This window comes from Parvularcula maris, from assembly GCF_024505085.1.
Lineage (GTDB): Bacteria > Pseudomonadota > Alphaproteobacteria > Caulobacterales > Parvularculaceae > Parvularcula > Parvularcula maris.
Genome location: NZ_JANIBC010000001.1, coordinates 319,421 through 331,979 on the forward strand (window position 1 = coordinate 319,421; position 12,559 = coordinate 331,979).

A 12,559-nucleotide genomic window follows, 5' to 3' on the forward strand; every position below is an offset into this window, starting at 1 on the left:
ACCGATGCACCAAAAAGACCGAGCCGCTGCTTTCGCAGCGCTGCACCAGGAGCCCACGCCCCTCATCCTCCACAACGTCTGGGACGCCGGTAGCGCGAGAGCCGTGGCGAGGTCGGGGGCACTCGCTATCGCAACGAGCAGTTGGGCCGTCGCGGCAGCGCAGGGCTATGAGGACGGCGAAGCGATGCCGGTCGATATTGCCGAACAGATCACTCGGCGTATCGTCGCGAGTGTCGACCTTCCTGTCAGCGCCGACATCGAAGGGGGCTATGGCGAGAGCCCCGAGGAGGTCGCGTCGACCTTGCTCCGCTTCATTGAAGCTGGGGTCGTCGGTGTGAACTTCGAAGACCGCCGCATAGGCCGGGAAGGCCTTCACGACCTGACCGCGCAGGCTGACCGGATCGCAGCCCTTCGGCAGGCTGCTGATGAGACCGGCGTGCCGGTTTTCATCAACGCCCGCACCGATGTCTTCTTCGGCGGCGCAGGCGACATCCCGCATGATCGGCTGATGGACCAGGCCGTTGAGCGCGCGGAAGCCTACGCAGCCGCTGGGGCGAACGGCTTCTTCGTGCCGGGCCTTGTGGCCTCGGACTTGATCGGCGTGCTCTGTGAGAGGACCTCACTTCCCATCAATATTATGGTCACGAAAGACATGCCTCCGGTGAGAGAGCTTGCCAATCTCGGCGTCCGGCGCATCAGTTTTGGCCCCAGCCTCTATCTCGAGGCTATGGGCGCTGTGACCGCCAAAGCGGGAGCGTGAGATTGACCGGGAACAGGCGGCAGGAAGGCTGTCCGAGTACCGAGCATGGGTTTGCAAGGGTTCCTGGGCGGTGCCGGGCAACCTTGCTCCCGCCCTTCCCCTTTTGCCTCCATCCTACTAGAGCGCGCGCATCGGCAGGAAAGGACCCTCTCGCATGGCCAATGTTTCGGTGATCGGTGCCCAGTGGGGCGACGAGGGCAAGGGGAAGATCGTGGACTGGCTGTCGGCGCGGGCCGAGGTGGTGGTGCGCTTCCAGGGCGGGCACAATGCCGGGCATACGCTGGTCATCGACGGTGAGGTCTACAAGCTATCGCTGCTGCCCTCGGGCATCGTGCGCGAGGGCAAGATGTCGGTCATCGGCTCGGGCGTGGTCATCGACCCTGACGCCTTCGCCTCGGAGGTGGAGCGGCTTCAGGGGCAAGGTGTGTCGATCACGCCGCGCAACCTCGCCATCGCCGAGAACGCCTGCCTGATCCTGCCGCTCCACGGCGAGCTCGACCGGCTGCGCGAAGAAGCGGCCGGGGCGGGCAAGATCGGCACGACGGGAAGGGGCATCGGCCCTGCCTATGAGGACAAGGTGGGCCGCCGGGCGATCCGCGTCTCCGACCTTCGCCACTTGGGTGAGCTCGAAAGCCGCATCGAGCGGCTTCTCACCCACCACAACGCCCTGCGTCAGGGCTTCGGGGCGGACCCCCTGGAGGCAGGCGCGCTGAAGGACATGCTGGCGCGGGCGGCGGAGAAGCTTCTGCCCTTCGCAACGCCTGTCTGGCGGCTGCTGGAGGACGCGCGGAAGTCGGGCAAGCGCATCCTGTTCGAGGGCGCGCAAGGGGTGCTTCTCGACGTGGACCACGGCACCTATCCTTACGTCACCTCGTCCAACACGGTGGCCGGGCAGGCGGCGACTGGCACGGGTATGGGCAAGGCGGGCGCGGCCTACGGCCTCGGCATCGTCAAGGCCTATACGACGCGGGTGGGCTCCGGCCCCTTCCCGACGGAGCTCACCGACGAGATCGGCCAGCGCCTCGGCGAGCGGGGCCACGAGTTCGGCACGGTGACCGGCCGCCAGCGCCGCTGCGGCTGGTTCGATGCGGCCCTCGTCCGCCAGAGCCTTCTGACGGCAGGGATCGACGGGGTGGCGCTGACCAAGCTCGATGTCCTGGACGGCATGAAGGAGCTGAAGGTCTGCACCGGCTACGAGGTGGACGGCGAGACCTATGACTACCTGCCCGCCGGGATGCTGGAGCAGGAGCGCGCCAGACCCTTCTACGAGACCCTTGCCGGTTGGGAGGGATCGACCGCGGGTGCCAGGTCCTGGGCACAGCTTCCGGCTGAGGCGGTGAAATATGTGCGCCGCATCGAGGAGCTCCTCGACCGCCCCGTGGTGCTGGTCTCCACCTCGCCCGAGCGCGAGGACGTCATCTTGATGAGGGACCCGTTCGAGGGTTAACCGGACGATCAGCATCGTGACCTTCCGCTTCAGCCTCAGTTAAGGAGGCTAGGGCATTCTCCTGATTGGAGGAATCTGGTCATGGCGATGCCCCAAACCGAGAAGGAAGAGGCACGCCTGGAGCTGAGCCAGCTCAAGGCCATTGCGCGCTCGCGGTCGCGGCAGCTCGCCACGAGGCTCGGCCTCGCCGTGACCGGCGCGGCCTTTATCGCCGTGTCCGTCTCCACCTTCTGGGCGGTCACCTGCCTTCTTCTGATCTTCGCCAGCCAAGCCCTCGAGGCGGGGGTGCGGCTGCGGTTCCTGCCCAGCACCCGGCGAAGGCCGATCAGCTCTATCGAGATGGGCCTCTTCGTCGTCACCGCCGTTCTCGCTTCGGCGTTCTACGGCTCCATCGCCCTGGCGGCATGGGTACTCGGCGATGTCTCGCTGAAGGTCTACGCGGCGTTCTGGCTGGCGGGCTCCATGCTTCACTGCGTGGTTCACATGTACCACCACCGGATCATCTTTCTGTGCGGCTTCATCCCCCATGCCGTGCTGGCGGTCTGCCTGCCGCTTCTCGGTATCGCATGGGGCGAGGGGGGATGGGCGCCGCAGCAGCTCATCGCGCCGACCTTCTCCGCCGTCATGTTCGGCATCCACGCCTTCCTGGCCTACCGCATCTACCGCAGCACCAGCGACCATCTGATCAGGGCACGGACCCAGGCCGAGGAGCGCAAGCGCGCCGCCGAAGCCGCGAGCGAGGCGAAGTCGAGCTTCCTCGCCACGCTCAGCCATGAGATCCGTACGCCCATGAACGGTATCCTGGGCATGGCCGAAGCGCTGCAGGAGGCCGACCTGCCTCCCGAGGCCACCAAGCAGACGAGGATCCTGCGGGAGGCCAGCGAGCTGCTGCTCAGCCTCCTGAACGACGTCCTCGACATGTCCAAGATCGAGGCGGGGCATCTGACCCTGGAGGAGGGCCGGTTCAACCTGCACTCCGTCGTCGAGCGCGTGGCGGCGCTTCACCGGCCCGAGGCGGAGCGCAAGGGCCTCGCCATGGTGACCAGGATCGACCCTTGCGCCTCCGGGCACTGGGTCGGTGACGAGCACCGCCTGGTGCAGGTGCTGCACAATCTGACGGGCAACGCGGTGAAGTTCACGGCCGAGGGCGGCATCGTGATCAGTGCGGAGGAGTGCGAGAGCGGCGATCTCCTTCTGCGGGTCGAGGACAGCGGCATCGGCATGACCAAGGAGGAGGCGGACCGCGTCTTCCAGCCCTTCACCCAGGCTGACAGCTCCACCACCCGCCGCTTCGGCGGAACGGGCCTCGGGCTGACGATCTCCCTCGGCATCGCCCATGCGATGGGCGGGGTGATCGAGCTGGAGACGGCGAAGGGGGAGGGTTCGTGCTTCTCGATCCGCCTGCCGCTTCAGCGGATCGGCGCCGAGGAAGAGCCGCAGGCCGGAAGCGATACCGAGGAGACCAGCGTCCTCACGGGCCGCCGCATCCTCGTCATCGACGACAACGAGGTGAACTTGGCCGTGATGGAGACCCTTCTTCACCCGGAGGAGGTGCACCTCGTCACGGCGAGCTCGGGAAGTCAGGGCATCGAGCTTTTCCAAGCCGACCCGGCCTTCGACCTTATCCTGCTCGACATCTCCATGCCGCATCTCGACGGCCCTGCGACCCTGGCCAAGCTCCAGGCGTTGGGCCGCCCCCTTCCGCCGGTCCTGGCGGTCACCGCCTACGCCATGCCCGAGGACATCGCCCGGTTCCTGGAGAACGGTTTCGACGGCTTCGTCGCCAAGCCGATCAAGCGGGCGGCGCTGCTGGAGGCGACCAGCAGCGCCCTCTCGGAAGGGCGAGAGACGGGCGCAGCGACCCTAGCGGTCTGAGCCGCCGCCGTAAGGGGTGAAGGGTTGAAGCGTGGTGCTCGTTCCGCCCCCGAAAGCCGACACGGCCTCCGATTGGGTCGCCCCATCGCCGACCACCACATAGACCATCTCGTCCGCCTCGAGATATTCCGAAGCGATGCGCTGGAAATCCTCCGTGCTCATCGCCAAGAGCCGTTCCTGCTCCTCCTCCAGATAGCGCTTGCTCTCGCCGTAGCGCGAGATGTTGCGCAGCATGCTCAGCTTGGCACCCAGGCTCTCATAGGTGCGGGTGTTGTCCTTGACGATCTTCTGCTTGGTGATCTCCGTGTCTTCTTCGGTGAAGGTGGGGCCGTACTCGCGCACCATCTGGTCGATGATCTCGAGCGACGGACCCGTGGCGTTGGCCCGCACATTGGTGGCGATACGGAAGGTCTGCGGGTAGGTGCCGCGCGATAGCGAAGAGTAGGCGCCGTAAGTGTAGCCCTTCTCGATACGGAGGGTCTGGCTGAGATCGCCGTTGATGCCGCCGCCGAGCTTCTCATTGGTGAAGTCGATAAGGTCGAAGGCAGGGTCGGTGGTGGGGGGAACGGTCTTGCCCGCGAAGATGACGCTCTGCTTCGAGCCCGGCACGTCGATGAAGAAGACGCGGCCATCCGTTGCCGGGGGCATCGGGGCGGGCATAACCAGCTCCTCCGCCTCGCCGCTGAACAAAGCGGGGATCGGCGCCAGCGCTTTGCGAGCCCGCCGGGACCGGGCATCACCCACCACGTGAAGGGTGACGTTGCCGCCCAGGAGTGCCTCATGGGCGGCTCTCATATCGTCCAAGGTCAGCGCACTGACGCTCTCCGCCGTGCCGAAGCTAGGCTGGCCCGCCGGATGCTCCGCGCCGTAGAGAAGGTTCTGGAAGGCGTAGTTCGCCATGGCGCCGGGGTTGCCGCGCTGCCCGGCGATCCCGGTGAGAAGCGCGCGCTGGACCTTGTCGAAGCTCTCTTCGGTAAAGCGAGGCGTGCGGAGAAGCTCCTCGACCAGTAAGGCGGTCTCTTCGAGGTTGCGCTCCAGCGTGGTCACCGTGACCGTCGTGTAGGAGCCGGAAGCCTCCACGTCGATGGTCGCCCCGAGAAGCCCCGCCGCATTGCCGAACTCCCCTGCCGTCTTCGATGCCGTGCCCTCGTTGAGGAGGCTCGCGAGGAGGACGGCGCGGCCTTGCGCATCGTCGGGGTCCCGGAACGATCCGTGGTCGATGGAGATATCGTAGGTGACGAGCGGCGTCTCGCTGCTCTCAATGCCGAGAAGCCGCGCGCCGCCCACTCTCGCCTCGTAGATGTCCGGCATGGTGAAGAGCGGCAGCTCTCCGAAGTCCGGCTCGGACCGGTCTGCTATCGTCGGTGTGCGTTCGTACTCGGCGAGGGCGCCCGCACTGACCTCCTCGGCGGCCACGTCGTTGCGCACCACCTCGACGGTCACTTCGGCCTCCTCGGCACCGGCCAGGGCTAGCTCGGTCTGTCCCTTCGGAACGAAGCTCGTATAGACCGCAGGCTGATCTTTGACGTAGCGCTCATAAACCCGCATGATGTCCTCGGCGGTCACCGCCTGCAGCTTGGCCGCCTTCTGCAGCTCATAGGCAGGGTCGCCGTTGAACTCGTTGGCAGCGGCGAGGGCGTTGGCCTTACCCAGCACGGTGGAGATCCCCGCATAGAGCCCGGTCTCCTGCTCGTTCTTGATACGGCGCAGGGCGTCGGGGTCGATGCCCTCCTCCTCGAACCGCTCCAGTCCTTCCTGGATGGCAGCCCTCACCGCGTCGAGGTCCTGACCGGAACTGGCACGTACACGGATGGTGAACTCGCCCGCGATCTCCTGACTGCTGTTGTAAGCCGCGATGCCGGGGGCCAGCTTACGCTCCTCGACCACCACCTGGTAGAGCGGTGAGCTCTTGGTCCCCGCCAGAAGCTGGCTGAGAACGTCGAGGGCGATCTCGTCGCCGTTCATCTCCTCGACCGAGGGTCTGGTGATCCTCAGCTCGGGGAGGGTCGCGAAGTTGTCCTCCCAGTAGAGGCTCTTGTCCGCCTCCAGCGTGACGGGCCTTGGCGCCATCGCGCTCACCGGCTCGCCCGCGCGGATCTCGCCGAACCAGTAGCGGACCTTCTCCTTCATCTCCGCGGGATCGAAGTCGCCGGCGATGGCCAGGGTCGCGTTGGAAGCGCCATAGTAGCGATCGTAGAACTCGCGCAGATCGTCGAGGGTCGCTGCCTGTAGGTCTTCGAGCTGACCGATGGTCGTCCAGCTATAGGGGTGATCGGAGGGGTAGAGCGCCTTCTTGATCACCTCGGAGGTAAATCCGTAGGCGGCGTTGTCGTAGCGCTGGCGCTTCTCGTTCTTGACCACCTGCTTCTCACGTTCGAGGGCTTCGGTGGTCACGGTGTTGATCATGTAGCCCATGCGGTCGCTGTCGATCCACAGGATCTTGTCGACCGCATCGGTGGGCACGACCTCGTAGTAGATCGTCCCGTCGCCCCAGGTGCCGCCATTTCGGTTGCCGCCCCACTCGGGAATCTTCAGCCGGTTCCAGCCCCGCGGCACGTTCTCCGAGTCGTTGAACGCCATGTGCTCGAAGAAATGCGCGAAGCCGGTCCGTCCGGGTACCTCACGGTTCGAGCCCACATGGAAGACCGTGGAGAAGGCGACGATCGGGTCGCTGTCGTCCACATGCAGGATCACCTCGAGCCCGTTATCCAGCGTGAACTTCTCATAGGTAAGGGCAAAGCCGTCCGGCGTGGTCGCGGTCACCGTCCCGTCGCCCTCGAGCTTGGCCGTGCCGCCCGTGTTGTCGGCGGCGCAGCCCGCCAGAAGAAGGAGGCTCGCGCCAAGGAGCAGGGTCTTTTTCATCTCACCAGGGTCCCGTCTTATCGTTTATCGGTGAGGGTTAACCGGTTTGGCCCGGTTCGCCAACGCCTTCGCTGCTAAGGAAGGGGCCGGTGGCTGCTATCGAGGGTGATGGCGCGCCCTTCGCGGCGCTGGCCCTCCATCATCCGCCGGGTCAGCCGCTCGAAATGCATAACGAAGCGGCTGAGCTCCGTGCGCCGGGTGGGGGGCAGCGTGCCGCGCTCGATGCCGAGAAGGTCCTCCTCCTGCCTGCACCGCCAATCATGCACCTGCTCGAAACGCCGGGGCAGCAGATAGGCGAAGGCGTCCGCCCTATCGAAGAGCGCGGCGTAGTCACACGCCAGAAGCTCCTCTTGATAACGCCGCCAAGCGCCGTCCCTATCGCACGCCTCCACCTCGTTCATCGGCGGCTCGCCTAGTGCCTTCGGGTCCGCCAGGGCACCAAGCAGCCAGCCTTCCAAGACAATCAAGGGGGCAGGCCGAACCACTTGGTGGGCCTCCGCGCGCTCGTCGCGCAGCTTGTCGAAACGGGGCACGGTAGTCTCACGCTCTTCAAGAAGAGCGTCCAGCACTTCGTTCAGCCCGCGAAGGTCATGGGTGCCCGGCGGGCCGCGCGTCGTGAAGAGGGGACTCACCTTCGCGGCCAACCGCTCCCTCTCCCGGCGGCTCAGATAGAAGTCGTCGAGGCTGAGAACCGCCGCTCGCCCCTCTTCGGCGAGCCTGCGTGCGAGCGTGCTCTTGCCGCTCCCCTGGCTGCCGCCGAGAAAGAGGAGGCCAGGATTGCTCCCCGATCCGAGCTGCCGAAGCAGCGGCTCCAACCGTTTCCTCGCCTCACCGGACTGCGCCATGGCGAGGCCCTATCACCCGCCGCGTGCGCTGTCGCCTTGCCACGCCCCCCGCGGCTCGCTACCTGACTTGTCAGCCGAGGGGCACCCCGCGCGGGGTTGAGACGCACCCTTTGAACCTGATCCGGTTGAGACCGGCGTAGGGACGGCGTGAGGCAGGGCCTTGGCGCGCGTCCCCGCGAGAGCGGAGGAAGACCCATGAACAAGCCCACCCGTCAGTCCGACTTCAAGACCCCCGAAGTGACCACCGGCCCGCTGCCCTCCTCGCTCAAGCGCTACGTCAAGTCCGAGCGCTTCGACGACGTGGCCGCGCCAGTGCGCGACATCATCCTCCACCCCACGAGCGGCGAGGCGCCGCTGCCGGTCTACGACCCCTCCGGTCCCTATACGGAAGAAGGGTTCAAGCCGGATGTCGAGGCGGGCCTGCCCAAGCTGCGCGCGCCCTGGATCGCCCGGCGCGAGAGCGAGGCCTATACGGGCCGCGAGGTCAAGCCCGAAGACAATGGCGGCGCCAAGGGCGACTACCTCGCGCGTGCCTTCCCCAACGTGCCCCAGCCCCGCCGCATGACCGGCGAGCTTCGCACCCAGCTCGACTACGCCCGCGCCGGCATCGTCACGGAGGAGATGGAGTACGTCGCCATCCGCGAGAACCTCGGCCGGAAGCAGGCGGCGGAGGGCGCCAGTCTCCGCGCCTCCGACGGCGAGAGCTTCGGCGCCTCCGTCCCTGAGTTCGTCACGCCGGAGTTCGTCCGTGATGAGATCGCCCGTGGCCGCGCCGTCATCCCCGTCAACGTCAACCACCCCGAGGCCGAGCCGATGATCATAGGCCGGAACTTCCTGGTCAAGATCAACGCCAATATCGGTAACTCCGCCGTCACTTCCTCCGTGGAGGAAGAGGTGGAGAAGATGGTCTGGGCCACCCGCTGGGGCGCGGACACGGTGATGGACCTCTCCACCGGCAAGAACATCCACAACACCCGCGAGTGGATCTTGCGCAACTCCCCCGTCCCCATCGGCACCGTGCCGATCTACCAGGCACTGGAGAAGGTGGGCGGCATCGCCGAGGACCTGACCTGGGAGGTCTACCGAGACACCCTCATCGAGCAGTGCGAGCAGGGGGTCGACTACTTCACCGTGCACGCAGGGGTCAGGCTGCCCTATATCCATCTGACGGCGGATCGTGTCACTGGCATCGTCAGCCGCGGCGGCTCGATCATGGCCAAGTGGTGCCTGGCCCACCACAAGGAGAGCTTCCTCTACACCCACTTCGCCGAGATCTGCGAGATCATGCGCGACTACGACGTGACGTTCAGCTTGGGCGACGGCCTGCGTCCGGGCAGCATCGCCGATGCCAACGACCGCGCCCAGTTCGCCGAGCTCGAAACCCTCGGTGAGCTGACCAAGGTCGCCTGTGACCACGGCGTCCAGGTGATGATCGAGGGCCCCGGCCACGTGCCGATGCACAAGATCAAGGAGAACATGGACAAGCAGCTGAGGGAGTGCGGCGAGGCGCCGTTCTACACCCTCGGCCCGCTGACCACCGATATCGCGCCCGGCTACGACCACATTACGTCAGGCATCGGCGCGGCCATGATCGGCTGGTTCGGCACGGCCATGCTGTGCTATGTGACGCCTAAGGAGCATCTCGGCCTGCCCAACCGTGACGACGTCAAGGTGGGGGTCGTCACCTACAAGCTCGCCGCCCACGCAGCGGACCTCGCCAAGGGCCACCCCGCCGCCAAGCTCCGCGACGACGCCCTCTCACGGGCGAGGTTCGAGTTCCGCTGGGAGGACCAGTTCAACCTCTCCCTCGACCCCGAGACGGCCCGCGACTTCCACGACCAGACCCTGCCGAAGGAGGCGCATAAGACAGCCCACTTCTGCTCCATGTGCGGCCCGAAATTCTGCAGCATGAAGATCACCCAGGACGTCCGCGACTACGCTGGTGGGCTGAGCGATAACGAGAAGAAGGCGCTGGAGCAGATGAGCGAAGAAGAGCGCCAGCGCGGCATGGACAAGATGAGCGAGAAATACGCCGAAGTCGGCGGCAAGCTCTACGTCGCGCCGGAGCGGGTAGAGGACGAGAAGGTGACGGCGGGGGATGTTTGAGGGCGGAACGCGAAGCGATCCGCCTTTTGGTGCAGGGCAGCACAACGGCAGATTACCTTCGATGTTCCGCTCCACCGTGCGCGGACCTAGCCGAAGTGTACTACAGTTTCGCGCGGAGTGCCTCAAGGTATGCCTTTAGGTCTTCATACTCTTTCGTTTTTGCAAACATAGAGAATGATCCGTAGTAAGCTACCTTGCCTGATACCTCGTAGAACGTCTTCTGGGAGACTGATTCGCTGCGTTGCAGATTGTGCATTCTCGCCCGTAGTTGCCTTCTCTCTTTTCGTGGTGGCGCGACGTGTTGGTTGACGACGCAACCTGTAACGCGTTGATGGCCTCCGCGAGAGTTGATCCTGCTTTTGCGTGGATTGAGACTGAATCCTTCCGCTTCAAGGCAAGTTCTGGCCGTTTCCATAGAGGCTTCTATTGCGGCACGTGAGCTGCCGGAGAACGTCAGGTCATCGGCATATCTTGTGTAGACTACCCCTTGTCTAGATACCGTGTTTGCGATTAATGTATCCGCATCGCGGAGGCAAAAGTTAGCTAGCGATGGACTTGTAGGAGCGCCTTGAGGAAGTGAATTGTGCAGCGTACAAAGACCTTTGATAACTTCGATAACCCCAGGCGCAAGTTCCAAGGCGGTGAGTTTATTACTTATCGTATGTGCAGTAACACTTGGGAAGAAATTTTTGATGTCGATAGAGCCCACGAAGTTCTGTCGAACATGACAAGAGCTATTCGACTGAATTGACCGCCCTGCCATAAATCCGTGAACAGATGGGTGTGTCGGTAGCGCGCCGAAGAAGTAGTCGTTTAGAAATCGCTGTACCGTTTTTAGGAAAACTCGTGGCGCATAAATTTCGCGTTCACCACCAGATTTTTTGCGCAGCTTGAAGCTCCGGTAGTACCGATCCGGGTAGAATGCCATTCTAGACAAAAGTAGAGGGGAGATACCAAGCAAGTTTGCTAAACTTGCGAAGCTGTGAATCCTATTGAGACTCTCGCGAGCAGTTTCCCGCCGGTCATTTTCTACGGCGTAGTACCTGAATTTTGGACCGTACGGCGCAGCTGAACGACCAGATTCGAAAATCTGCCTCGGTAAGCGGGACCAATAAGACGGCCGGTGGCGAAAGACAGCGGGCGTCTTATTGGTCCCGCTCCTTTGTAAACCAGACCTTGACGGTGAGGACGGCGAAACGCCGTCCATTTCGTTGTGAGCCTCGCCGTACGGCACCACAACCTTATCGGTTGATGCATCTTTAAGCAAGAACAGTCGCATTGCATCTCGCCGATAGCGCAAATCCTTCGGCAGCACGAAACGCGAGTTGGGAGCGAGGGAAAAATATCTAACTTTTCCAACGGTTTCGTACTGGACCAAGCCTTGATCGGCTTGCTGAGCAAGCCAATCGGACAGGCGGATGCGAGAGATGCGAATGCTGCTGTCTTCGAAGAAGAGGCGTATGAAGGCGATTACGTCTTCAGCTCGTGCTGGTTGAACGATACCGACTGCCCAAAGAACGATGTCTTGGCGAGGACTGAACTGCTGCATTACTCGGTGTCCCACAAAGCAGTTGCCCGACGCGAGCTGAGGCGCTTTACCAAATGCTCCGTATCAAAGTCATCGAAATCTACGAACAACAAGCGTCCATGCCCATCTACAGCTTGAGCGGGGCCCTCTGTCAGATAGGAGCGCTCATTGTATTTCTTATCAATCAGGCAAATTAAATCACATTTATGACTGTCAATAATTCCGTTCTTTTGAGCAAAGTGCCAACTGAAGAGACCTAGTTCGGCGAAAGACCCTACACTACTGGCGACTATAACTACTGCCCTGCACTCATTGGCAATGAATTTCAATTCATTGTCTTGGGCATTCATTCCAACGTGTACTCTAGATTCCTCTAAGCCATCGTCTTCGCCGTAAACAACGTCGAAGCCATGCTCTTCAAGATCCTTTTTGATCTTCTCTCGGACTATAGAAGCTGAGTTCTCCGGGTTAACGGCTGGTCCGCACACAAAAACAACGAAGGATGTCTGAGCGGCATGTCGGTTTACGGCCGATCGGTGGCTTTCGAGAGCATCAACCTTCTTCGATGGATAAGCGGGTGGCTCCGACATGATACTCAAAACGGCTCACTGGAAACAGGCTGACAGAATGCAGTTTTCCTACCGAACTTGCAAATTCGTTATTCTTGCTTCGGTGCCCCCACCGCACCTACCGCCAATAGTCATCCCGCAGGCTGCCATCGAAAGCGGCCTTTCTTCATGCAGCAGCGCTTGAAAGCTCCTTGCGGAGCCGCAGGGGCAGGGGTCGTTTCGGCCTAGTTTTTCGACGAGCTCGACCTCGCCGCCGCGGATAAAGCGGTGGCCTCGTTTGACGTTGGTCTCACTGGGGTAGCCCTTACGCCGCTTGGACGTCCGCTCGAAAGCTGGGGAGGGCTTCGGGATCGTGGGTCTTCTTGGCCATGGTCGCCTCCATCAGTTGCGCGGCGGGCGCTAGCGCGGGCGGGGCAGGGGTGCAAGGGTGCGTGCGGTGCGGCGGAAAGCTCCGCGTTCCGCCCTACGGATAGGGAAGAAAGCACACCGCCCGACCCAGGCACCTTCTCCGCCGTCACGCAGTGACTTATCCCCGGCATCGTGAGCGGACTTATCCTTCTGGCTTTC

General features: G+C 63.3%; 9 protein-coding genes and 1 riboswitch. Of the genes, 4 read left to right on the forward strand and 5 right to left on the reverse strand.

Features of this window, described 5'->3' with window-relative positions:
* The first annotated feature begins 4 nt into the window (after positions 1 to 4).
* From NOG11_RS01495 to NOG11_RS01505, 3 genes are all read left to right on the forward strand, one after another.
* Positions 5 to 760, forward strand: a complete 756-nt coding sequence (locus NOG11_RS01495) for an isocitrate lyase/PEP mutase family protein (RefSeq protein WP_256617856.1) — start codon at positions 5 to 7, stop codon at positions 758 to 760.
* Between the two features lie 154 nt (positions 761 to 914).
* Positions 915 to 2,207, forward strand: a complete 1,293-nt coding sequence (locus NOG11_RS01500; RefSeq protein WP_256617857.1) for an adenylosuccinate synthase — start codon at positions 915 to 917, stop codon at positions 2,205 to 2,207.
* Positions 2,208 to 2,288: 81 nt separating this feature from the next.
* Entirely contained in the window at positions 2,289 to 4,082 is a 1,794-nt protein-coding gene (locus NOG11_RS01505) for an ATP-binding protein (RefSeq protein ID WP_256617858.1), read from the forward strand.
* Here NOG11_RS01505 and NOG11_RS01510 read toward each other — a convergent pair.
* On the reverse strand, positions 4,071 to 6,944 hold the full coding sequence (locus NOG11_RS01510; protein WP_256617859.1) for a M16 family metallopeptidase: 2,874 nt from the start codon (positions 6,942 to 6,944) through the stop codon (positions 4,071 to 4,073). The genes NOG11_RS01505 and NOG11_RS01510 overlap by 12 nt on opposite strands.
* A 74-nt stretch (positions 6,945 to 7,018) precedes the next feature.
* Positions 7,019 to 7,789, reverse strand: a complete 771-nt coding sequence (locus NOG11_RS01515) for an AAA family ATPase (protein ID WP_256617860.1) — start codon at positions 7,787 to 7,789, stop codon at positions 7,019 to 7,021.
* Between the two features lie 67 nt (positions 7,790 to 7,856).
* Positions 7,857 to 7,949: riboswitch (TPP riboswitch) on the forward strand.
* 35 nt (positions 7,950 to 7,984) lie between these two features.
* Between NOG11_RS01515 and thiC the strand changes: the two genes are divergently transcribed.
* Positions 7,985 to 9,895 (forward strand): phosphomethylpyrimidine synthase ThiC, encoded by a 1,911-nt coding sequence (gene thiC / locus NOG11_RS01520; protein WP_256617861.1) that lies wholly within the window; start codon positions 7,985 to 7,987, stop codon positions 9,893 to 9,895.
* 100 nt (positions 9,896 to 9,995) lie between these two features.
* On the opposite strand, the gene NOG11_RS01525 is transcribed toward thiC, so the two are convergent.
* From NOG11_RS01525 to NOG11_RS15080, 3 genes are read right to left on the reverse strand one after another with little or no spacing between them, the layout of a single operon-like run.
* Positions 9,996 to 11,444 carry a reverse transcriptase family protein gene (locus NOG11_RS01525; RefSeq protein ID WP_256617862.1) on the reverse strand — a complete coding sequence of 483 codons (1,449 nt, stop codon included), beginning with the start codon at positions 11,442 to 11,444 and terminating at the stop codon, positions 9,996 to 9,998.
* A complete protein-coding gene (locus NOG11_RS01530; RefSeq protein ID WP_502260777.1) occupies positions 11,444 to 12,013 on the reverse strand; it encodes a hypothetical protein in 570 nt (189 codons plus the stop codon). The genes NOG11_RS01525 and NOG11_RS01530 overlap by 1 nt, the downstream gene beginning before the upstream one ends.
* Before the next feature lie 48 nt (positions 12,014 to 12,061).
* A complete protein-coding gene (locus NOG11_RS15080) occupies positions 12,062 to 12,343 on the reverse strand; it encodes an SEC-C metal-binding domain-containing protein (protein ID WP_370468212.1) in 282 nt (93 codons plus the stop codon).
* Positions 12,344 to 12,559 lie beyond the last annotated feature (216 nt).

Bases quoted from the DNA above. Each gene is read 5' to 3' on its own strand.
- thiC (WP_256617861.1), top strand. From the start codon at position 7,985: ATGAACAAGCCCACCCGTCAGTCCGACTTCAAGACCCCCGAAGTGACC.
- NOG11_RS01510 (WP_256617859.1), bottom strand. From the start codon at position 6,944: ATGAAAAAGACCCTGCTCCTTGGCGCGAGCCTCCTTCTTCTGGCGGGC.
- NOG11_RS01515 (WP_256617860.1), bottom strand. From the start codon at position 7,789: ATGGCGCAGTCCGGTGAGGCGAGGAAACGGTTGGAGCCGCTGCTTCGG.
- NOG11_RS01500 (WP_256617857.1), top strand. From the start codon at position 915: ATGGCCAATGTTTCGGTGATCGGTGCCCAGTGGGGCGACGAGGGCAAG.
- NOG11_RS01525 (WP_256617862.1), bottom strand. From the start codon at position 11,444: ATGCAGCAGTTCAGTCCTCGCCAAGACATCGTTCTTTGGGCAGTCGGT.
- NOG11_RS01530 (WP_502260777.1), bottom strand. From the start codon at position 12,013: ATGTCGGAGCCACCCGCTTATCCATCGAAGAAGGTTGATGCTCTCGAA.
- NOG11_RS01495 (WP_256617856.1), top strand. From the start codon at position 5: ATGCACCAAAAAGACCGAGCCGCTGCTTTCGCAGCGCTGCACCAGGAG.
- NOG11_RS01505 (WP_256617858.1), top strand. From the start codon at position 2,289: ATGGCGATGCCCCAAACCGAGAAGGAAGAGGCACGCCTGGAGCTGAGC.